Annotated in this window: 25 protein-coding genes and 1 other RNA gene; 21 read left to right on the top strand and 5 right to left on the bottom strand. The window is 39.9% G+C overall.

Annotated features, from left to right (window positions below; all coding sequences use genetic code 11):
• Window positions 1-233 precede the first annotated feature (233 nt).
• The 6 genes from ACWOEC_RS10740 (at window position 234) to ACWOEC_RS10715 (ending at window position 6862) form a co-directional block, all read left to right on the top strand.
• The gene (locus ACWOEC_RS10740) at window positions 234-1289 is read left to right on the top strand and encodes an aspartate-semialdehyde dehydrogenase (RefSeq protein WP_455308130.1); all 1056 of its coding nucleotides are present in this window, start codon (window positions 234-236) and stop codon (window positions 1287-1289) included.
• Window positions 1290-1412: 123 nt separating this feature from the next.
• Window positions 1413-3092, top strand: coding sequence for a ribonuclease J (locus ACWOEC_RS10735; protein ID WP_455308128.1), 1680 nt, complete (start codon window positions 1413-1415; stop codon window positions 3090-3092).
• 120 nt (window positions 3093-3212) lie between these two features.
• Window positions 3213-3899 carry a metal-dependent hydrolase gene (locus tag ACWOEC_RS10730; RefSeq protein WP_455308126.1) on the top strand — a complete coding sequence of 229 codons (687 nt, stop codon included), beginning with the start codon at window positions 3213-3215 and terminating at the stop codon, window positions 3897-3899.
• Complete coding sequence (locus tag ACWOEC_RS10725; protein ID WP_455308124.1) at window positions 3899-5230, top strand: DRTGG domain-containing protein; 1332 nt, start codon at window positions 3899-3901, stop codon at window positions 5228-5230. The genes ACWOEC_RS10730 and ACWOEC_RS10725 overlap by 1 nt, the downstream gene beginning before the upstream one ends.
• A gap of 13 nt (window positions 5231-5243) precedes the next feature.
• Window positions 5244-6197 (top strand): DHH family phosphoesterase, encoded by a 954-nt coding sequence (locus ACWOEC_RS10720; protein ID WP_455308122.1) that lies wholly within the window; start codon window positions 5244-5246, stop codon window positions 6195-6197.
• A gap of 17 nt (window positions 6198-6214) precedes the next feature.
• Window positions 6215-6862, top strand: a complete 648-nt coding sequence (locus ACWOEC_RS10715; RefSeq protein ID WP_455308120.1) for a DUF1361 domain-containing protein — start codon at window positions 6215-6217, stop codon at window positions 6860-6862.
• 19 nt (window positions 6863-6881) lie between these two features.
• On the opposite strand, the gene dapD is transcribed toward ACWOEC_RS10715, so the two are convergent.
• From dapD to dapA, 3 genes are read right to left on the bottom strand one after another with little or no spacing between them, the layout of a single operon-like run.
• The gene (gene dapD / locus ACWOEC_RS10710) at window positions 6882-7598 is read right to left on the bottom strand and encodes a 2,3,4,5-tetrahydropyridine-2,6-dicarboxylate N-acetyltransferase (RefSeq protein ID WP_455308118.1); all 717 of its coding nucleotides are present in this window, start codon (window positions 7596-7598) and stop codon (window positions 6882-6884) included.
• Between the two features lie 16 nt (window positions 7599-7614).
• Window positions 7615-8370: a 4-hydroxy-tetrahydrodipicolinate reductase gene (dapB, locus tag ACWOEC_RS10705; protein ID WP_297076713.1), complete on the bottom strand. Its 756-nt coding sequence runs from the start codon at window positions 8368-8370 to the stop codon at window positions 7615-7617.
• Window positions 8371-8380: 10 nt separating this feature from the next.
• Complete coding sequence (gene dapA / locus ACWOEC_RS10700; RefSeq protein WP_455308116.1) at window positions 8381-9262, bottom strand: 4-hydroxy-tetrahydrodipicolinate synthase; 882 nt, start codon at window positions 9260-9262, stop codon at window positions 8381-8383.
• Between the two features lie 168 nt (window positions 9263-9430).
• Here dapA and ACWOEC_RS10695 point away from each other — a divergent pair, with 168 nt between their 5' ends.
• From ACWOEC_RS10695 to ACWOEC_RS10645, 11 genes are all read left to right on the top strand, one after another.
• Window positions 9431-10585: a M20 metallopeptidase family protein gene (locus tag ACWOEC_RS10695; protein WP_455308114.1), complete on the top strand. Its 1155-nt coding sequence runs from the start codon at window positions 9431-9433 to the stop codon at window positions 10583-10585.
• A complete protein-coding gene (lysA, locus tag ACWOEC_RS10690; protein WP_455308134.1) occupies window positions 10582-11880 on the top strand; it encodes a diaminopimelate decarboxylase in 1299 nt (432 codons plus the stop codon). The genes ACWOEC_RS10695 and lysA overlap by 4 nt, the downstream gene beginning before the upstream one ends.
• 10 nt (window positions 11881-11890) lie before the next feature.
• Window positions 11891-12709 (top strand): diaminopimelate epimerase, encoded by an 819-nt coding sequence (gene dapF, locus ACWOEC_RS10685; RefSeq protein WP_455308112.1) that lies wholly within the window; start codon window positions 11891-11893, stop codon window positions 12707-12709.
• Window positions 12710-12792: 83 nt separating this feature from the next.
• Entirely contained in the window at window positions 12793-13485 is a 693-nt protein-coding gene (locus ACWOEC_RS10680) for a zinc metallopeptidase (RefSeq protein WP_455308110.1), read from the top strand.
• Window positions 13486-13563: 78 nt separating this feature from the next.
• A complete protein-coding gene (locus ACWOEC_RS10675) occupies window positions 13564-13878 on the top strand; it encodes a hypothetical protein (RefSeq protein ID WP_297076730.1) in 315 nt (104 codons plus the stop codon).
• 53 nt (window positions 13879-13931) lie between these two features.
• The gene (tadA, locus tag ACWOEC_RS10670; protein ID WP_455308108.1) at window positions 13932-14456 is read left to right on the top strand and encodes a tRNA adenosine(34) deaminase TadA; all 525 of its coding nucleotides are present in this window, start codon (window positions 13932-13934) and stop codon (window positions 14454-14456) included.
• Between the two features lie 14 nt (window positions 14457-14470).
• An RNA gene (gene ffs / locus ACWOEC_RS10665) (signal recognition particle sRNA small type) lies at window positions 14471-14557 on the top strand.
• A 112-nt stretch (window positions 14558-14669) separates the two neighbouring features.
• Window positions 14670-16052 (top strand): bifunctional metallophosphatase/5'-nucleotidase, encoded by a 1383-nt coding sequence (locus tag ACWOEC_RS10660; protein WP_455308107.1) that lies wholly within the window; start codon window positions 14670-14672, stop codon window positions 16050-16052.
• Window positions 16053-16064: 12 nt separating this feature from the next.
• A complete protein-coding gene (locus tag ACWOEC_RS10655) occupies window positions 16065-16652 on the top strand; it encodes a YutD family protein (protein WP_455308105.1) in 588 nt (195 codons plus the stop codon).
• A 3-nt stretch (window positions 16653-16655) separates the two neighbouring features.
• Window positions 16656-17420: a TIGR01457 family HAD-type hydrolase gene (locus ACWOEC_RS10650; protein WP_455308103.1), complete on the top strand. Its 765-nt coding sequence runs from the start codon at window positions 16656-16658 to the stop codon at window positions 17418-17420.
• Window positions 17420-18052: a TIGR01906 family membrane protein gene (locus tag ACWOEC_RS10645; RefSeq protein ID WP_455308101.1), complete on the top strand. Its 633-nt coding sequence runs from the start codon at window positions 17420-17422 to the stop codon at window positions 18050-18052. Before ACWOEC_RS10650 ends, ACWOEC_RS10645 begins: the two co-directional genes overlap by 1 nt.
• Before the next feature lie 120 nt (window positions 18053-18172).
• Here the strand turns inward: ACWOEC_RS10645 and ACWOEC_RS10640 are convergent, their stop codons facing one another.
• Window positions 18173-18658, bottom strand: coding sequence for a phosphatidylglycerophosphatase A family protein (locus ACWOEC_RS10640; protein WP_455308132.1), 486 nt, complete (start codon window positions 18656-18658; stop codon window positions 18173-18175).
• Between the two features lie 86 nt (window positions 18659-18744).
• On the opposite strand from ACWOEC_RS10640, the gene ACWOEC_RS10635 reads away from it, so the two are divergent.
• On the top strand, window positions 18745-18987 hold the full coding sequence (locus tag ACWOEC_RS10635; protein WP_455308099.1) for a DUF1450 domain-containing protein: 243 nt from the start codon (window positions 18745-18747) through the stop codon (window positions 18985-18987).
• Between the two features lie 175 nt (window positions 18988-19162).
• On the opposite strand, the gene ACWOEC_RS10630 is transcribed toward ACWOEC_RS10635, so the two are convergent.
• Window positions 19163-20140, bottom strand: coding sequence for an NAD(P)/FAD-dependent oxidoreductase (locus tag ACWOEC_RS10630; protein ID WP_455308097.1), 978 nt, complete (start codon window positions 20138-20140; stop codon window positions 19163-19165).
• Between the two features lie 122 nt (window positions 20141-20262).
• On the opposite strand from ACWOEC_RS10630, the gene ACWOEC_RS10625 reads away from it, so the two are divergent.
• The 3 genes from ACWOEC_RS10625 (at window position 20263) to ACWOEC_RS10615 (ending at window position 21716) form a co-directional block, all read left to right on the top strand.
• The gene (locus ACWOEC_RS10625) at window positions 20263-20850 is read left to right on the top strand and encodes a peptidylprolyl isomerase (RefSeq protein WP_455308095.1); all 588 of its coding nucleotides are present in this window, start codon (window positions 20263-20265) and stop codon (window positions 20848-20850) included.
• A 107-nt stretch (window positions 20851-20957) separates the two neighbouring features.
• Window positions 20958-21323, top strand: a complete 366-nt coding sequence (locus tag ACWOEC_RS10620) for a CvfD/Ygs/GSP13 family RNA-binding post-transcriptional regulator (protein WP_297076757.1) — start codon at window positions 20958-20960, stop codon at window positions 21321-21323.
• Between the two features lie 30 nt (window positions 21324-21353).
• The gene (locus ACWOEC_RS10615; RefSeq protein ID WP_297076759.1) at window positions 21354-21716 is read left to right on the top strand and encodes a hypothetical protein; all 363 of its coding nucleotides are present in this window, start codon (window positions 21354-21356) and stop codon (window positions 21714-21716) included.
• The last annotated feature ends 416 nt before the right edge of the window (window positions 21717-22132 follow it).

The following is a 22132-nucleotide window of genomic DNA, read 5'->3' as shown; positions in this document are numbered from 1 at the left end:
ATCTTGATTCCTCCTTTTGGATTGGTTCGTCAAATTAATTCTAAAGGATTTCAAGGTGTCTTTTCTATTGTTTTTCAAAATAAAAAAGATGCTGGTGTCATCCACCAACATCAAAAAGTATAGAGCCTTAAAAAGCAGAAAGGAAACTTTCTGCTTTTTTTCGTATTTTTGACTTATCAGAAAAGAAAATGTGATAGAATGATTAAAAAGTTTTCATCTTAAGGAGTGTCCATATGAGTAAAAGTTATACTGTAGCCGTTGTGGGAGCGACTGGTGCTGTCGGAACACAAATGATCCAAATGTTAGAATTATCAATTTTACCAATCAAAGAAGTTGTTTTATTAGCATCAAAACGTTCAGCAGGTCAAACAAGAACCTTTCGCGGTGAAGAATTGACGATTCAAGAATTAGTAGCTGAATCATTTACCGGTGTCGATCTTGCATTGTTTAGTGCTGGTGGGGGGATTTCAAAACAATTTGCTCCTGAAGCAGTCAAACGCGGAGCAGTTGTCGTTGACAATACCAGTTTCTTTAGAATGGATCCAAATGTCCCGTTAGTTGTTCCAGAAGTCAATGCGCACGCACTTTCTACACATAATGGAATCATTGCCAATCCAAACTGTTCAACGATCCAGATGATGGTTGCGCTAGAGCCGATCCGTCAACAAGTTGGATTAAAACGGATTATCGTATCGACTTATCAAGCAGTCTCTGGTGCTGGTGCAAGAGCGATCGAAGAATTAAAAACACAGGCGCAATCTTATTTAAATGAAGAACCTGTCGAACAGTGGCAAACAACTATCTTACCAAGCGGTGGGGATAAAAAACATTACCCAATCGCCTTCAATGCGTTACCACAAATCGATGTCTTTACAGACAATGATTATACGTATGAAGAGATGAAAATGGTCAATGAAACGAAAAAAATCATGGAAGATGACACGATCCAAGTGGTTGCGACTTGTGTCCGAATTCCAGTAGTGAAGGGACATTCAGAATCCGTTTATATTGAAACAGATGTTGTAGCGGATGTTTCAGACGTTCGTCAGTGGTTGACAGATGCACCTGGTGTTATCGTGCAAGATGATCCAAGTCAACAATTGTATCCACAAGCCATCTTTTCAGCTGACCAAACAGAAACGTTTGTCGGACGGATCAGAAAAGATCTAGATGTTAAAAATGGCCTCCATCTTTGGGTCGTATCAGACAACTTATTAAAGGGTGCTGCAGCCAATAGCGTGCAAATCGCTGAAGCACTACACGAGATGGATTTAGTTCATGTCCCTTAAATTTTTTAGAAAAGTGTCGGGAAAACCGCGCTTTTCTTTTTTTTGTTGTATAATGGATGTGATAGACTCATGGGACCAAGTTGAACATGAAGTAGATAAAATAGATAGAAGAGGTGAACTTTTTTGAGTGAAATCAAAATCATCCCGCTAAGTGGTGTCCGTGAGAACGGGAAAAATTTATACATTGCGGAAGTGGAAAACGATATTTTTGTACTGGATTGTGGATTACGTTATCCAGAAAATGAATTACTTGGAATCGATACGGTGATTCCTGACTTTACGTATCTTGAAGAAAATCGTGACCGTGTGGCTGGAGTCTTTTTAACTCATGGACATGCAGATGCGATCGGCGCATTGCCGTATTTACTAGAACGCGTACCAGTACCGGTGTTTGGGACTGAATTAACGATCGAATTAGCAAAATTGATCGTCCATCGACAAGTCGCAACAAAAAAATTCAAAGACTTTCATGTGATCGATGCGCACACAGAAATCGATTTTGGCAGTATGGTGATCAGTTTCTTTAAAACAACACATTCGATTCCAGATTCAGTTGGGATCAGTTTAAAGACTAAAGAAGGCTCAATCGTATATACGGGAGATTTCAAATTTGACCAAGCAGCGTTACCGATGTATCAAACGGATTTTGCACGTTTAGCAGAAATTGGTCGTGACCATGTCTTGGCTTTATTAAGTACATCAAGCAATGCTGAAAATCCAATGCAAGTCGCTTCAGAAGCGCAAATTGCAGAAGAAGTCTACGATACGATCAAGTATTGGGAAGGTCGAATCATTGTTGCTTGTGTCGCTAGTAATTTACAGAGGGTCCAACAAGTATTAGACGCAGCTGCAAAATCTAATCGCAAAGTTGTGCTGACTGGTCAAGATTTTGGAAAGATCATTCGAACAGCAATCAAACTGAATCGTCTGCACGTTCCTGAAGAGGACATCTTTGTAACACAAAAAGAAATGAAACAATATGCACCAGAGCAGTTGTTGATCTTAGAAACTGGTCGGATGGGCGAACCGATCAAGGCCTTGCAAAAAATGGCCAATAGCACTCATCGTACGTTACGTATCACAGAAGGCGATTTAGTCTTTATTACAACAACACCAACGATCGCGATGGAAACCATCGTTGCGAAAACGGAAGATATGATCTATCGCTCAGGTGCTACGGTGAAAAATATTTCTGAGAATTTCCGTGTATCGGGTCACGCCAATCCAAGTGACCTACAATTGTTGTTGAATCTGTTAAAACCAGACTATTTAATTCCCGTACAAGGAGAATACCGTCAAATGATCGCCCATAAAGAGGTGGCCATGGCTGTCGGTATCAAAGAGTCGCATATTTTCTTACCGGCTAAAGGTGATATTTTAGAATACAATCATCATGAGATGCGTCTAGCAGGCTCGATTCCTTCTGAAAATATCATGATTGACGGTATCGGAGTGGGCGATATCGGAAACATCGTGTTACGCGATCGCAAAGTATTGTCTGAAGATGGCATCTTCATTGCAGTAGTCACGATTAACCGTCGTGAAAAGAAAATCGTTTCTGAGCCACAAATCACATCTAGAGGATTTGTCTATGTCAAAGCAAGTCGCGATTTGATTCGTGAAAGTGCTGAAATGGTTGAAACGATTGTTGAAAAGCATCTACATGATGAGGAGTTTGAATGGAGTAAGTTGAAACAAGATATTCGTGATCAACTAAGCCGTTATTTATTTGAGCAAACAAAACGTCGTCCAGTTATCTTACCTGTTATTATGGAAGCGAGCGGGCGAAATCGACGTAAATAGAACCAAAAGATCGTCTAATTAGGCGGTCTTTTTCGTTGCAATGGATCTTGTTGTTCGAAAAATTAAATATCTGTTATAATCTAGACAATTAACTGTAGCAAAAATGGAGGGAAAAACATCATGAACATTACTTATTTAGGACATTCAGCTTTAGCGATTACTTTAAATGATGGGACCAACTTGATTGTTGATCCTTTTATCAGCGGCAATCCATTAGTCGACGTCGAATTAGATACTTTGCATCCTGACTATATTTTATTGACTCATGGCCATTATGACCATATCGGCGATGCAGTAGAATTGGCAAACGTAAATAACGCTACGATTGTTGGCATGATGGAATTGATGAAGTACATGAAACAAAAAGGCGTTCAACAGACGCACGGTTTGAACTTAGGTGGCGGTCATGATTTTGATTTTGGTCGCATCCAACTAACACCAGCCTTGCATAGTTCTGGACTTGAAGAAGAGGGACAACTGATTTATTTAGGTGAAGCAGCTGGGATTTTGATCAAAGCAGATGGCAAGACGATCTATCATGCTGGTGATACTGCGGATTTTAGTGATTTGGCTTTGATCGGGGAACAACATGAGATCGATTGCGCCTTTTTACCGATTGGGGACAATTTTACCATGGGACCAAAAGAAGCTGCTCGGGCTGCTAAAAGACTACAAGCAAAACGTGTAGTGCCGATTCATTACAATACGTTTCCTGCGATCAAACAAGATCCAGAAGCCTTCGTAGCACAATTAGAAGCACAAAATGGCTATGTAATGCAAATTGGTGAAACGATCGAGGTGTCCTGATGTCGACTAAACATGACTTGATTTTAACGCATATCGAAAGTCTGCCTGTAGGTGAACGTATTTCCGTTCGTCGGATTGCTAAAGATCTATCAGTCAGTGAGGGAACGGCTTATCGCGCAATTAAAGATGCTGAAAATATTGGGTTAGTCTCCACGATCCAACGTGTCGGTACGATTCGGATCGAACGTAAATTAAAGAAAAATATCGAACGCTTGACCTTTGAAGAAGTGGTTCAAATCACGGAAGCTGATATTATCGGTGGGGTAGCGGGTCTTGAAAAACATTTAAATAAATTTGTTATCGGAGCGATGCAAGTCGATGCGATGAAGCGTTACGTGACAAAAGGATCACTGATGATTGTGGGAAATCGAATCAACGCACAAGAACTAGCATTAAACCAAGGTGCAGCTGTACTGATTACGGGAGGATTTGATACCACACCTGAAATCGCACGTTTAGCAGATGAACAAGCATTACCAGTTTTACGTACGACATACGATACATTTACTGTAGCGACGATGATCAATCGAGCGTTGAGCGATCAAATGATCAAAAAAGAAATCTTATTGGTTAGTGATATTTATATGCCATTAGAAAAGACGCAGTATCTATCGGTTCAAGATACAGTGGAAGAGTATCACCAGTTGTCACAAGATGGCCATCACTCACGCTTTCCAGTCGTCAATAAAAATATGCGTGTCGTAGGGATTGTGACAGCCAAAGATATTTTAGGAAAAAATCCCCACCAATCCATTGAGCGCTTGATGACCAAAGAACCAAGAATCGTCAAAAAAGAAATGAGTGTAGCTTCTGTCAGTCACCAAATGATTTGGGATGGCTTAGAAGTGATGCCAGTTGTGGCTGACGACTTTACATTACTAGGGATCGTGACGCGGCAAGATATTATGAAAGCGATGCAGTTGATCCAAAGGCAACCGCAAGTTTCAGATACGATCTCAGATCAGATCAATGGTCAGATCCAAGTGGTTGAAATCGATAGTGACAATAAACGGTATGATCAGCCTGAATTTCGGTTTACCGTGACGCCTCAGATGGTTGATGAGATGGGGACGATCTCATTTGGTGTCTTAAGTGAGATCATTGCCAATGCAGCAAAACGTACGATGAAGGCGAATCAACGGAAAAATATTTGGATCGAACAAGTGAACTTGCATTATTTCCGTTTGATCCAACTAGAAAGTGAATTTGTATTGCGACCACAAATTTTAGATCTAGGCCGACGTTCAGCCAAGATCGATATGGAAATCGAAATTGAAAACTCGCTTGTCGCAAAAGCGATGGTCGTCTGCCAAGTGATGGAGCGACCATAAGAAAGGAAGTTGTATGAAACAAGAACAGATTTTAAACCAAATTCAAGCATACGATACCATCATTATCCATCGTCATATGCGACCAGATCCTGATGCGATCGGTTCACAAGTGGGCTTAGCAGAGATTTTGCGCGCCTCTTTTCCAAATAAAACGATTTATCAAGTCGGTGGTCCAGTAGGAGACCTTGATTTTTTGGCAACGATGGATGAGGTGAGTGATGAACAGTATCAAGAAGCGCTGGTGATTGTAACGGATACCGCAAATGCGCCACGCATTAGTGACGATCGTTATGATTTAGGAAAAAAACTAATCAAAATCGATCATCACCCAAATGACGAACCTTATGGTGATCTGATATGGGTAGATCCCAAAGCAAGTAGCTGTAGTGAAATGATCGCATCGTATTGTTTTGCGCATGACGAATTGCAGATGACAGATAACGCGGCTCGCTTATTGTATGCTGGGATCGTTGGAGATACTGGACGCTTTTTGTATCCAGCTACGACCGAAGCCACATTTGCGATTGCTGGAAAACTACGCTGTTATGACTTTGATGCATCAAAGATCAACCGTATTTTGCAACAAGTTCCACTGAAAGTTGCGCGTCTTTCTGGTTATGTCTATTCGAATTTAGAAGTCGATCAAACTGGTGCAGCAAAAGTTATTTTAACAAAAGAATTGTTGGAAACCTATCATGTAAGCGATGGTGAGACATCTGGACTTGTGCCTTTACCAGGAGATGTCGAAGAAGTGTTGGCTTGGGCATTGTTTGTCGAACAGCCAGAAGGGTATTATCGCGTACGTATTCGGTCTAAAGGGCCTGTAATCAATGAGATTGCAAAACGTCATCATGGTGGTGGACATCCGCTTGCTAGTGGAGCGAATGCCAAAGATGAAGCTGAGGTCGCTGAAATCTATGGAGAAATTCTAGTAGCATGCACACAGTATCGTAAAGCAGATAAGTAAGGATGTGAACGACAGTGATGAGAAAAAGATGGTGGATTCGCTCGTGTATGGTCGTGTACTTGCTAGTTGTTTCCTATTACTATCTAGAGCGACTGCCGATTCGTTTTTTATTAATTGATAGCATGCTTGCCTATGTACCGCTTGAAATTTATTTTTGGATCAACTGGGCGCAACATAAAAAAAGCAAGGTAGTATTATTTTTACTGTATGTATTGTTTTTACCGAATAATGCTTATTTACTAACGGATTTGATTCATTTAAGTCGGATCGAATTTTATCAGACGTCTAATGTCGTCATGACAGATGCTGTTGGGATTTGGGCGATGTACTTTTTAGTCGTGGCAGGGATATTTAGTTTAGTGGCACTGGGATTTCGCAGTATTTGCGGAATTTTTGCGCGCTTGAGCAGACGGTATCACTTGTCACGTCGTCATCAAAAAGGTTATTTACTCGTGATGTTTTTATTGACGAGTGTTGGCGTGTTTTTAGGTCGATTTATTCGCTTGAATAGTGTGACTTTTTTTTCACATCCAATCCAAGTATTACACACCTTAAAAGAATTATTGACTATCCGCGCCTTGTTTTTTGTCGTGATGTTTACATGTCTACAAGTGATTCTTTATTATTGGATGGCCTATCAAAGAAAAACCAGCGAAGTCGATTGACTTTGCTGGTTTTTTTGATTTATTTACGTAAATCGTCTAAGAATTCTGTTTTAGCTGTAGTTTTTTCATCTTTCATCTTGATGATTTTTGCAGGTGATCCGGCCACGACCGCACCAGATGGAACATCTTCGGTTACGATAGCGCCGGCGGCCACGACGGCCCCTTCACCGATCCGTACGCCTTCTAATACAACAGCATTCGCTCCGACTAATACATGATCTTCGACGATCACGGGGTTTGCTGAAGGTGGCTCCAGAACACCGGCCAAGACGGCTCCGGCTCCGATATGTGCGCGTTTTCCGACTGTAGCACGTGCGCCTAAGATAGCCCCCATGTCGATCATCGTTTCTTCACCGATCACCGCACCGATATTGATGACTGCTCCCATCATGATCACGGCATTTTTTCCAATGATTGCTTGGTCACGGATAAACGCACCAGGTTCGATTCGTGCATCGACTTTGGTAATATCTAGCATGGGAACAGCTGAATTGCGACGGTCGTTTTCTAAGTAATAGTCCGTAATCTCAGCTTCATGTTCAGCTAAGAAGCTCTCGATATCTTCAGCATCGCCGATCGCTAAGTGAAATGCATCTTCACCGAATAATTGAAGATTACTTGGTTTTTCAGTAAGGGTTAATACTCCGGAAATATAGGCTTTAACCGGTGTTTTTTTTGTAGATTGTTGGATAAATTTGGCTAATGCATACGCATCTGTAAATTGTAAATCTGACATAAAGTCACCTCTTTAATTAATTTTTGGTAATTAGTTCTGCCATCGAGTAGCGACCAGGAGCTTGCGTCGCTAAAAATTGTGCAGCTTTGATAGCACCGTTGGCAAAAATATCTCGTGATAATGCGGTATGTTTCAATTCGATCAATTCGTCAAGTCCAGCATATAATACAGTATGTTCACCAGGGATCGTTCCTCCACGGACTGCATGGATTCCTAATTCTGTACGAGGGTTCTCATTTTCGTTACCTGATCGGCCGTAAACATAGGTCTTTTTCTGACGACACGTTTCATTGATCGAGTCAGCTAGTAGTAAAGCTGTTCCGCTAGGCGCATCTTTTTTTTGATTATGATGTTTTTCGATGATCTCAATATCAAAATCCGCTTCTAATGTAGGAGTGATCGTTTTTAATGCTTGGATCAAGACATTGATTCCTAAAGACATATTGGCTGAATAAAAAACCGGAATGTCAGTTGCTGCTTGATCAAGTAAGGCGAAATGATCTTCTGATAGACCGGTCGTTGCGACGACGATCGGTAATTTTTTTTGAACACTTGTCGCTAATAATGTCTCGACATTACTATAATGAGAAAAATCAATAATAACATCCGCTTGTTCATTGACTTCTTCTAATGAGTTGTAGAGTGGAAAGGGAGTGTCCGCTTGATGGCGATCGATCCCGGCCACGATCTGTAGCTGTTCATGTTGTGATACGATCTCTTGGATCACACGACCCATTCGACCATTGGCACCACTTAAAATAATCGATAACATGTACGTCCTCCTATAAAATGTTGTAAGCAGTCATTTCTTTTTGTAAACGTTCGATTGTCGTTTTTTCTGGTGGACCAAGTGGCAAACGATACGTCATTTGGCATTTATCCATCAATGCGACAGCTGCTTTGACTGGTACGGGATTGACTTCAGCAAATAGCGCATCGATCAGTGGTTTTTGTGCCAGTTGCATATCTTTTGCTTTCGTTAGGTCGCCATCTAGATAAGCATGGACCATTTCTGACGTTTGGGCAGGTGCAACATTGCTGATTGTAGAAATTACACCTTTTCCGCCAACGGATAGGAAAGGTAAGACTTGATCATCATTTCCTGAATAAAGCGCAAAGTGTTCATCGACTTCACGTGCGATAGACACGACTTGGGAGATATCGCTACTGGCTTCTTTGATCCCAACAATATTTGGGATCTTTTTCAATTCTTTAACTGCATCGACATCCAAGTTCATCCCGGTGCGTGAATGAACAGAGTAAAGTAAAATCGGTAGCTCAACACTTTCCGCAATGGCTTTATAATGCGCTACTAAACTCGTTTTTGTCGCTTTATTGTAATAAGGAGTAACAACTAATAAACCGTCAGCACCTACGCGTTGCGCTTCTTTTGACAGATGGATTCCGTGTTGTGTGTTATTTGAACCCGTCCCACCAATGACTGGTACTCGACCATTTGCTTGTTTTACTACTGCCTCGATGACTGCGATATGTTCTTCATCAATTAATGTCGACGCTTCACCTGTCGTTCCACAGGCGACGATTGCATCGATTCCTGATTGGATTTGCCATTCGACTAATTCAGTTAAACTCTTATAATCAACGCTTCCGTCTTCACACATGGGGGTGATCAGTGCGACAGCCGCACCTTCGAAAATTGTCATATGTACACATCCTATTCCACTCTTTATTGTTATTTTCCATTTTTGTATAAAAAATCAAAAATAATGATAGATTATTGGAATTATAACCTGTATTATGAGAAAATATCAATGATTAAACGAAAAAACAACGAGAATACTATGAGAAATTCGGATTTAAGGAGAAAATAGATGAAAATTAGCCCAGAAGTTCAAGCGTTAGCTCCGATGATTCAACATTGGCGTCGCGAATTACACCAAATTCCTGAATTAGGACTCAAAGAATATCAAACAAGTGCTTATTTGAAAAAACAGCTTATTGAAATGGGCGTAACAGAAATTCACACGCGACTAGATACAGCATTAGTTGCCGTATTCCGCTCAGAAAAACCTGGAAAAACGCTAGCCTTTCGGACGGATATCGATGCATTACCAGTAACAGAAGAAACTGGAGCTGAATTTGCATCAAAAACACCAGGGAAAATGCATGCATGTGGTCACGATGGCCACATGGCGACGATGTTAGGATTTGCCAAGTATTTGACCTTGCATCCTGAAGCGATCAAAGGGACGATCGTTTTGGTGTTCCAGCCCGCTGAAGAAGGACCTGGTGGCGCCCAATTGTTGATTGAAGACGATGTATTGACAGAATTTGGCGTAGAACAAATCGTAGGACTACATGTCTTTCCTGAATTTGAAGAAGGAGTCATTGCGTGCAAACCTCATGCGATGATGGCTCGTAATGGTGAAATCCAATTGATTGTCAAAGGACAAAGCGCACACGGTGCACAACCGCAACAAGGTGCAGATGCAATCTTAGCAACTTCTGCAATCATTCAAGGGATCCATACGATTCTTGCACGCAATGTAAGTCCGATGGAAGCTGGTGTTATCACATTTGGCAAGATTACAGGTGGGGAAGCGATGAATATCATCCCTGGGAAAGTCGTCGTAGAAGGGACGATGCGTGCGTTTAGCGATAGCGTCTATGACCAAATGACGACACGGATCACACAACTAGCGACCCAAATCGCCTTAGGATATGGGTGTGAATGTGAAGTGATCTTTAATCATATGTATCGAGTAGTCGATAACGATGAGGCAATGGTAGAAGCCTTAAAATCAGTGGCTAAAGAAGCGTATCGCGAAACACCACCGTATATGTTAGCTGAAGATTTTTCGATGTATCAAACCCAAATTCCAGGATTATTCTTTTTTGTCGGCATTCGCAATGAAGAATTAGGATATACGTGGCCATTACATAGTGGCAAAATGAATTTTAATGAAGAAAATCTATTAGGTGGCGTCGAGTGTTATGTCGGCTTGATTGCTGCATTAAATCAATGAGGAGTAAACTTATGAGCGAACATTTTATTTTTGATGGCTGTGATACAGTCGAATTAGCCAAAACTTATCAAACCCCATTATACGTTTTTTCTGAAACAAAAATCATTGAAGCGTGTCGTGAATTACGTGAAGATTTTGTGGAAAAATATGAGCGAGTCCGTGTAGCTTATGCATCAAAAGCCTTTAATACATTGGCGATGTTACGATTAGTCGAGCGCGAGGGCTTATGTCTAGATGTCGTGAGCGGCGGGGAATTGTATACTGCGATCAAAGCAGACTTTGAAGCAGAAAAAATTGAATTCAATGGAAATAACAAATCGATCGAAGAGTTAGAAATGGCATTAGATTATGGCGTCGGTCGGATTATTGTAGATGGGTTACAAGAATTACAGTTGATCCAAGCCTTATGTAAAGAAAAACAAAAAACCGCAAAGATCTTATTTCGAATCACACCAGAAATCAGTGTTCATACACATGAATATATCTCAACTGGCCAAAAAGATTCCAAATTTGGGATTCCACTAGATGAAACGATTTTACTGCCCTTGATCAAAGAAGCTATCGATGCGCCAGAGATCGATTTTTACGGTATCCATTTTCATATTGGTAGCCAACTTGCTGAAAATCAAACGCATTTAGCTGCGGCACAAGTCGCGCTTGATTTAGTGAAAAAAATCCATGATACACTAGGCTATACGGTAAAAGAATTGAATTACGGTGGGGGATTTGGCGTACGCTATACAAAAGACGATATTCGGCAGCCGTTTTCTTACTTTTTACATCCATTGATGGAAAAAACGATTGCCTTTTGTCAGCAACACAACTTATATCGTCCAACGATCGTAATCGAACCCGGTCGCAGCATCGTAGCTGAAGCAGGCATTAGTTTGCATACGATCGGTGCAATTAAGACTCTTCCAGGAATTCGGACTTATGCTTCGATTGATGGTGGGATGACAGATAACATTAGACCAGGTCTGTATCATGCACAATACGAAGGTTGTATTGCCAATAAATACCAACAACCAGCAAGTGAAGTGGTGACGATTTCAGGGAAAATCTGTGAAAGTACGGATATCTTGATGAAAGACGTCCAGTTACCACCAGTTGAGACAGGAGATATTTTTGCGACATTTACTACTGGTGCTTACGGGTACTCTATGGCAAGCAACTACAATAAAATTCAGATTCCAGCAGCAGTATTTGTCAAAGAAGGTCGAGCTGCACTTGTAGTCGAACGTCAAAGTTATGCACAAGTGATCCAAAATGAGCGCATCCCGAGCCATTTACAATAAGGAGGATAAGATGAACATCCCATTTGAGAAATATCAAGGTACCGGTAATGATTTCATTATTTTAAATAATATTGATTTAGGATATACCTATGAACAACTAGTAGCAATCACAAAACAAGTTTGTCAACGTCGTGTGTCTGTAGGATCTGACGCGGTGATGGTTGTCGATCACGCACAACACGGTGGCGATTTTCGCATGATCTTTTTTAATGCAGATGGAACAGAAGCGGAGATGTGTGGGAATGGAGCACGTTGTTTGGCGCGCTACGCTTATGAACATCGATTAGCGAAAGCTACTATGGTCATTGAAACGGTCGCCGGTGATGTGCCCGCTATTCGGATCGATGAGCGAACGTATCAAGTACAGTTGAATACAGCAACAAAAGAAGTCTACGATTGGGAGATTCCTGAAGTGTCAGAGCTTTCGTATGTCGAATTAGGAAATCCCGGACTTCCGCATGTAATTGTCGAGTTTGATCGATTACAAGATACACCATTAGAAGAGTTACTTCCGCTTGCACAAACATTACGTCACTGGTCACGACTAGAAAAAGGGACAAATGTGAATTTTTATCAACAATTGGCAAATGGCAATGTTTTGATTCGTACCTTTGAGCGCGGTGTAGAAGGCTTTACGCTAGCTTGTGGTACAGGATCAGGTGCTACGGCACTAACGTTGATCAAGCGTAAAAAAGTAAAAGGAATCGTGACTTTAGAAACACTAGGTGGATTGTTGCAAGTAGAAGTGTTAGGCGATGAGCTCTTTTTACGTGGTGAAACAACACGAGTCGTTTCAGGTGATATTTGTGATGAAGATCTAAATGTCTAAAAATTTCCTTAGGTAGTCTGAAAACGTACGCGAAATAGTCAAGTCATGCTAAAATAAAGAAAACAAATAAGGAGAGAGATACCATGATTTATTGGTTAGACAATTGGTTTACACTATCTTTAGTCTTTATTGGGATGGCGATTTCGCTGGCTTCGTCCGCCTATGTCAATAGTACGTTTCGTAAATATGATAAGATCAAAAGCCAGCATCAAGTTACTGGAACAGACGCTGCCGAGTATATCTTGCAAAATCAACAGATTCATAAAGTCGGTGTCCAAAGTATTGCCGGCGATTTGACAGATAATTACAATTCAGGAAATAAAATACTCAGTTTATCTAAATCGACTGCACGATCGACCTCAGTCGCAGCAATCGGGGTTGCCGCACATGAATGTGGACATGCAGTTCAAGATGCAGTAGATTACAAACCGATGCGAATTCGAGCAGCAATCGTACCAGCCGCTAACTTAGGATCGACGATATCGATTCCGATGATCATGTTCGGCTTGATTTTTAGTTTTCCTTTATTGATCAATTTAGGGATCGTTGCTTTTTCGATGGCCTTTTTATTTCAAGTGGTGACGTTGCCTGTCGAGTTTGATGCTTCAAGACGTGCCTTGAAAATTTTAGGTGAAGGTGGCTTGTTGACTAAAGAAGAATTGCCGATGGCACGTAAAGTGTTGTTTGCTGCCGCATTGACGTACGTCGCAGCAGCGATCACAACCCTACTGCAATTGATTCGTTTGATTATGATCGCAAACAACCGTCGCAACTGATCGAAATAGTAGGGCTTTTTTGTTATTCGTGTTATGATTGAGATAGAAATAAGCGCAAAAACAGAGAGGATGAACAAGATGAAAGCAGCAACTAAAGTATCTTTAGGCTTAGGGCTTGTGGCAATCGCTGGGGTAGCTACTGCAGCAATTGCTTCAGAAAAACTACTAACGAAAGGTCGTTATATGACCAATCGGTGCAAAGTGAAAAAATTTGTTTCAGATAAATTTGGCGGTAATGAAACATTATTGAATGTTGTCGACAAATTAGACGATGAAGAATTAGATTATGTGATGCAATTAAGTAAAAAAGTAAAATCTGGTAAAAAAGAAGCAGCTGCACATGCAGAAGATGCGAAAGAGAAATTACAAGATTTTTTTAATCAAATCTTTTAAGATAACTGAGGTGCAGACATGCACCTCAGTTTTTTAGGTATAGGAGTGTATCAATGGAAAAGAGCAGCACATTAACCCAAACACAAAAAGAGCACTTTATGCAAGAAGCTTTGTTAGAAGCTAAAAAAGCACAACAACTACATGAGGTGCCAATCGGAGCCGTCGTCGTTTTAGATCAAGAAGTCATTGGTCGTGGACACAACTTGCGAGAAACGACACAAAATGCCACGATGCATGCAGAAATGATCGCGATCGCACAAGCTTGTGAAGCGGTCGGGAGCTGGCGTTTAGAAAAAGCGCAGTTATTTGTGACGCTAGAACCTTGTCCAATGTGTGCTGGTGCGACGATGCTGGCTCGAGTAGAAGAGATCTATTTTGGCGCATTTGATCCTAAAGGCGGTGCTAGTGGTAGTTTATTAAATTTATCGATAGACGAACGGTTCAATCACTGGAGCTATGTGGAAGCAGGGATTTTAGGTGAAACGTGTAGTGCATTATTGACTGACTTTTTTCGAGAATTACGGCAACGTAAAAAAAAGCTAAAAAAGACTAGTAATTCGATAGAGCTTCCGTTATAATAAGTAGTGCCGAAAGGCTAGGACAATGGAGGCCTTGTGAATTGTGTCAGGTCTGGAAGGAAGCAGCACTAAGCAGGTGTCTTCATGTGTCTGATTACATAACGAAAAACTGGGAGCAATCATCCGATTGTTCTCAGTTTTTTTATTCTTTTGACTTTGCGAGGAACATGTGACAAAATTTAGGCAGTATGAATTAGAAAGTAGGCGAAGAACATGCCTGATAAATTAAGGATTATCCATACCAATGATCTTCATTCTCACTTTGAGAATTGGCCTAAAATAAAACGATTCATTCAAAAAAAACAAGAAACACAAGCAAACGAAGCCGTTTTGATAGTTGACTTAGGTGATTTTTTAGATCGGTGGCACCCTTTAACCGAAGCGACTGATGGAAAAGCCAATATTGAGTTGATGAATGAGATACACTATGATGCGGTCACTTTGGGAAATAATGAGGGGATTGGCAATAGTCACGATGTGTTAGATCATTTATACGATCAAGCTAATTTTCCAGTCGTATTAGCAAATTTGATCGATCAGCAGACAAAAAAACGACCAAGTTGGGTCAAACCTTATTTGACGATCCCAACGAATATTGGGATCACTGTTGGTGTAATCGGGGTGACTGCGCCGTTTCCATTGACGTATCAGCCAAATGGTTGGGACGTACTTGATCCAATCGAAACATTGAGAAAATGTATTCCCGAAATTTCAGAACAAGCTGACTATGTTGTGTTATTGAGTCATTTAGGGATTGAAGCAGATGATCAGATTGCACACGAATTTGAGCAAATCGATCTGATTTTGGGTTCTCATACCCATCACTTATTTAAAGAAGGAAAAAAGATCAAACAGACACAACTAGCCGCGGCAGGAAAATTTGGCTATTATGTAGGTGAAGTTGAGGTCACATTTGCTGATAACAAGCAAAAATTATCTTCTAAGGCGACCACGTTTTTAACGGAATCACTTGTAGAACAATCAGAAGATCAAATCCAGATCAACTCTTGGTTTGACCAAGGCGTTCAATTGCTTGAACAAGAGGTGGTTGCTGATTTACCGTTTCCATTAACTCGTGAAAAAGGCGAGCATCTCATTTATCCATATGCACTACAAGCAATGGCACAGCGTGGTGATACGGCGATCAGTTTAGTCAATTCAGGGTTGTTTTTGGACGATTTACCTCAAGGGGTGATTACAAAAGCTGATCTTCACCGCATTCTGCCTCATCCAATGCGTTTGATTCGTGTCACATTACGCGGAAGTGATGTGGTCCGTCTTGTCCGTGAAATCGAGAAAAATCGTTTGTTTTTAAAACACTATCCAATCAAAGGTATGGGCTTTCGTGGCAAACTGTTTGGTGAGGTTCACTATTTAGGGCTTGATTATGATGCGAATACACAAGAAGGATCGATCGATCAACACCCAATCGATCCTAATAAACGTTATACACTGACTACGGTAGATCATTTTATGTTCATTCCGTTTTTTCCAACGATTGAATTGGCAGGTGAAGTGACCTTTTTATTCCCTGAATTTTTACGTACTGTAGTTGCCAATGGGTTATCGTGCTATTTTCCAATCGACAAAAGCTAAAGAGGTGAGAGAATGTCAGAAGAAAATCAATTAACAGAAGAATTAACAGCGATTTTAGAAGAAATTATTGAAGAGCCAGTTGAAGAACAAAAAACAGCTAAAGGAACGACCTTTGAACGTGTCAATGAAACGGATATTTTATTATCCGGCAGATTATATCGCGTCGTAGTTGATTACCGTGAAGCATTTGATTTAGAAAAAGCAGCCAATCGTTATAGTGAAGTGCTATCGCGATATGATTTTATCGTCGGAGATTGGGGATATGACCAATTGCGCTTAAAAGGCTTTTTCGACACAAACAATAAGCGGGCACTTCCAGATCAACGAATCGATACACTAGAAGATTATTTGTATGAATATTGTAATTTTGGTTGTGCCTATTTTGTGTTAGAGCGAGTTGGCCGTCGCAAACATAAAACCAATACGAAAAAAACAAAGAAAAAACAAACAAAAAATCAAGCGCATGTTGCTGAAAAAAAAGCTCCTGTCAAAAAAACAACAAAAACCAAAACGACGACTAAGGCGCAAGTGAGAACGAAAACAACGACATCTGAAAAAACGAATACGAAAAAATTTACGATTCGGAAAAGAGAGGAGTAGCATATGCGATATAAAGGGTATTTAATCGATTTAGATGGGACGATTTATTTAGGGAAAGAGCCGATTTCAGCTGGCAAGCGATTTATTGAACGGTTGCAAGCAACGAATACACCATTCTTATTTGTCACAAACAATACAACCAAAACTCCAGAAACTGTTGCAGCTCGATTAGCAAATGAATTTGATATCCACGTAGCGAGTGATTTGGTTTATACTGCAACTTTAGCGACGATCGATTTTATGAACGAACGAGACAAACCTAAAACAGCATACGTCATTGGAGAATCTGGTTTAAAAGAAGCGATTATAAAAGCCGGATATGCAATAGAAGAAAAGACCCCTTCTTTTGTCGTCGTCGGATTAGACGCGCAAGTGACGTATGCTCAACTAGCTACTGCTGTATTGGCGATCCAAAATGGGGCAGTCTTCATTGGAACCAATCCTGATAAAAATATTCCGACTGAACAAGGCTTAATGCCAGGAGCAGGCGCATTGATTTCGTTTGTAGAAACGGCGACACAAACCAAACCGATCTTTATTGGAAAACCAGAAGCCATCATTATGGAAAAAGCTTTGGCTCGATTAGGTTGTCTCCCAAGTGAAGCATTGATGGTAGGCGATAATTATGAAACCGATATTCGAGCAGGTTTAGACAATGGAGTGGACACGTTGCTTGTTTTATCTGGATTCACACCAAAAGCAGCTGTGCCAACCTTGCCTTTAGCACCTACCTATGTAATGGATTCATTAGACGAGTGGAACGTGTGATGAATCGTGTAGTACGGTTTTTTCAGTGGGTTTCCTTGTATTTGACGTTGGTATCGACTGCGATTTTAATTACGATCAATAGCACATGGTTGTATCGAATCACAATCGACCGTGAACACTTGACGACTGTCACGACACTCTCTAAAGCTGAATTGCTTCAAGAGTATCATCAGTTGTTGGCCTATCTCAATTTCCCATGGGTACGCACCCTGTCGCTTGCTTCTTTTCCAATGTCTGAAAGTGGCTTGCAACATTTTGTTGATGTGAAGCAACTCTTTTTTGTGAATCATCTTGTATTTATTATCACGCTTGTTCCGACGATTTGGTTTGTTTATCAGTTGGTTCGAACGCGTTCTGAATGGCAGTTTATCCGCCCCATGCAAGTTGCGATGGTGATTCCTTTTGTCATTGCTTGTTTGATGGTTGCGGGATTTGATCGCTTTTTTATTACGTTTCACGAACTATTGTTTCGTAATGCCGATTGGGTCTTTGATCCAAGAACCGATCCGATTATCAATGTATTACCAGAGACCTTCTTTTTTGCTTGTTTTGTCTTATTTTTCGTTTGTTTAGAAGGGTTCTTTTTACTCTTTTATCTTTTTGGACGCTGGTCAGTACAGCGAAAACGTTAAAATAGGATGTAACAAAAGTTGGCATCTCTTTAAAAATTAAAAATAAGCCGAGTCATTACTGAAAAATGTGAAAACATTCTCGATAATGATTCGGCTTATTTTTTTGAACTGCTTGCTTTTTTAAGGCTGCTGATGGGCTAATCGACTAGCAGCAGCTGCGGCAATCGCACCTACGATATCGTCTAAAAAGGTGTGGATATGTGGTTGTGTATGATCGTTTAGTTTTGCTAGAATACCAGGTTTGACTTTATCGATGTAGCCATAGTTGGTAAAACCAATCGATCCATAGACATTCACGATGGCAAAGGATAAAATTTCATCGATACCATATAGCCCTTCATCTTGCGCGATGATGTCTTGTAAAGGAGCCATCAATTGTTTGTTTTCAGCGAATATATCAAGTTGGATTCCTGTTAAGATGGCATTTTGGACTTCACGTTTACTTAAAACAGCATCTACGCTTAACATGCACACTTCTAAGGATAGATCATTAATATAAGCTTCTTGTAAAAAGAAAACGAGTTCAGCGATATCCTTGACGTGGACACCGCGTTCGATTAATAATGCTCTGGCTTTGTCTTCTAATTGACTTTGGGTGATGGTCATTTGTTTCATCCTCTCAAATTTTCGAATCTTTCTTTTCTTCATGGTATACTACTTTTGAAAAACCTTCAAAGAATTGTGGTGAAAAAATGTTACCTTTAGTAGAATTTTGTGAATCAAATATAAATCAGGGCAACCATTTAACTGTGGAGGCATTAGAGTTAAGAGATGATGTTGAAGTAATGACGTATGGTTGTATGAGCGAATGCAGTATTTGTGCACAAGTCTTTTTTTGTATGTTCGAAGGCAAACGGATCAGTGCGGCAACACCTGCAGCGTTATTAGAAAAAATAGAGCAAGCAATTGTTGAATGGCATGCAGAATTTTTATAATACAATAGAGGGCGTGAGAGAAGTCTGTCACATCCTCTAAAAAAAGATAATTGTTGTTCCAGAAAAGACTCTTTAAAAAAATAAGCCGAATCATTACCGAAATAGGTGGACCTATTATCGAAAATGATTCGGCTTATTTTTCGGAGCTATTTACTTTTACTGCAGCCTCATTGTTTTATTTTTGAAATAAACTTGTACTGTGCATTGGCTGCGTTCGATTTTTAGGGTCGATATAATGTAACGCATTATTGACAGCAGTAGGTGCTTCACCAAAGCCAGTGGCAATTAATTTCACTTTTCCGTCATATATGGATACATCACCACAAGCATATACACCAGGAAGTGATGTTTGCATATCAGAAGAGACCGTAATTCCTTGTCGTGTACTATTCATGCCCCAGTTTTTGACATTTAACGAAGAACTAAAACCGTAGTTTACGATCAAATGATCGACTTCAAGTGCAATCGTTTCGTCACCTTTGACCTCTGAAAGTCCAATCGATTCCAACCGACGATTTCCCGATACGCTTTCTAAAATGTATGGTGTAAGCAGATGGACGTTAGACTTCATCAGTTGGGAAACACTATGTTCATGCGCACGAAATTCTTTTCGACGATGGATCAGATAGACGGAAGCTGCGATCGGCTCCAACATTAATGCCCAATCGATCGCTGAATCGCCACCACCGGCAATCGCCACTTTTTTTCCAGCATATTTCATGATATCTGGGACATAATAATCGATACCTAGGTTTTCAAAGTCTTCGGCATTAGGTAAACTTAGTTTTCGAGGTTGGAAAGAACCGTTACCTAAAGCCAAAATGACTGCTTTTGAATAGTGTGTCGTTTTATTCGTTGTAATTTCGATATAGTCTTCTTCTTTAGTAAGTTGAAGGACTTCTTCTTCTAAACAATACGTTTGATTGAACGTTTGGAGTTGTTTTTCTAAATTTTGCACTAATTCGCCAGCTTTGACTTTGGGAAATCCAGGAATATCATAAATATATTTTTCTGGATAAAGTGTCGCAAGCTGCCCTCCTAGTTGAGGTAATGTATCGATAATTTTTGTTTTTGCATTTCGCATTCCAGCATAAAATGCAGCAAACATGCCGACAGGTCCAGCACCAACGATTGTTAAATCGTAAATTTCCATAAAATGGATCAAACTCCTTTCAGTTACAATAATTGGATTATAACAAAGAATTTCATTAGTGGCATTTTTTTCGTTTTCTGATATGATAGAAGCATATTTGAAATTTCAAGGAGGCAACAATTTTGGCACAATTCCCACAGTTACATTTAGCAGAACAAACTGGACCAAAAGCTACAGTTCATACAAACAAAGGAGATATTACGATTCAACTATTTCCTGAACTTGCACCAAAAGCGGTAAAAAACTTTATTGAGTTAGCAAAGAAAGGATTTTATGATGGCGTTATTTTCCATCGTGTTATTCCTGATTTTATGATTCAAGGTGGCGATCCGACTGGAACAGGTATGGGTGGCGAGAGCATTTATGGTGAAAAATTTGAAGATGAGTTTACACCAGAACTATTTAACTTGCGCGGGGCGTTATCAATGGCAAACGCAGGACCAAATACAAATGGTAGCCAATTCTTTGTTGTTAGCAACAAATCTGTTCCTTCAAATATGATGAGTCAAATGGAAAATGCTGGATATCCAGTTGAAGTAGTTGAAGCTTACCAAAATGGTGGTACACCTTGGTTAGACTTCCGTCATACTGTATTTGGCCATGTGATCGACGGTATGGATACTGTTGAAGCAATCGAAGGCGTTCAGCGTGGCCCTCAAGATCGTCCAGTTTACGATGTGGTGATCGAAGGCATAGAAATCAGCGAGTAATCTAAAGTATTTTCTTAATTGAAAAAGTAAACGTCAAATTTTCATCGACGTTTACTTTTTTTTTTCATATTATGCGGTATAATATAAAACGATAACGAGGTGAGACGATGACATATAAAATTGGTCAAGTTGTTAATGGAAAAATAACTGGAATTCAGCCTTATGGTGCATTTGTGGCATTAGATGATCAAACACAAGGGTTGATTCATGTTTCAGAGATTCAATCAGGATTTACTAAAAACATTCACGAAGTATTACAAGTTGGAGACGAAGTAAGAGTACAAGTGATTGATATTGATTTTTATACAAAAAAAATCAGCTTATCAAGACGGACGTTAGAAGAGCAATTCGTACAAGTGCTGAATCGTCGAAAACGATACTTTACCAATAAAAATAAAAAAATTGGATTTTACTCAATCGAGATGACTTTGCCAATCTGGATTGACGAAGCATTAGAAATGTTAGAAGAATAGGAACTAAACCGTAGAGATGGAGTGGATTAGATGTCAGAAAAAATTATTGCCGGTACCATTATGTTAACAATGTCCGATGGAACGAAAAAATTTTTAGTCAATAAATGTCAAAATGAACAACATTTAGTTTCCGCAATTGCCCAGCCAGAAAAGACTGGACTTGCAAGTATCTTAGAACGGTTAAAACAAGAAGTTCAATTGGATGTTACGCATTTAGCCCTATTAGAATTAACTAATGGTGTAATTAAAGGACAAAGCGTACCCTTATTTGTATTTGAAGCAACACAAGAACACGTTGACATGCAATTACCGCTTGATTATGTTTGGGAAGATTTCAAACATTTTCAGCGTATCGTACAAAAATTTAATATTGAAGGTATGCCTTCTTTTTGATAGATAACCTATCAAGAAAAAGAATAACAATTGGAAACTAACTGAAGAACCATTTTTTATTCTATGAAAACGAAAAAAACTATTGACGCATCATATAAAAGTTGATATGATAATCAAGTCGTTAAGATAGTGTAATTTAATTTTTTAAAAAAATTAAAAAAGACTTGACATAATATAACAGCTTATGTTAAGTTATAAAAGTTGCTAAGACGACAGATTAGACCTTTGAAAACTGAACAAAGCAAGCAAACGAACCAATAGTGTAAGGTGTTTCTATTTAGATAGAAGCAAAACAAAACAGCAAGCAGTAATGCGAGCGAAGTCAATTAAGAGCTTAACGATCGTTGATCGTTTCAAATTTTTTTATGAGAGTTTGATCCTGGCTCAGGACGAACGCTGGCGGCGTGCCTAATACA

Source organism: Enterococcus bulliens (assembly GCF_053761865.1).
This window is presented reverse-complemented; position numbering and strand designations above follow the sequence as displayed.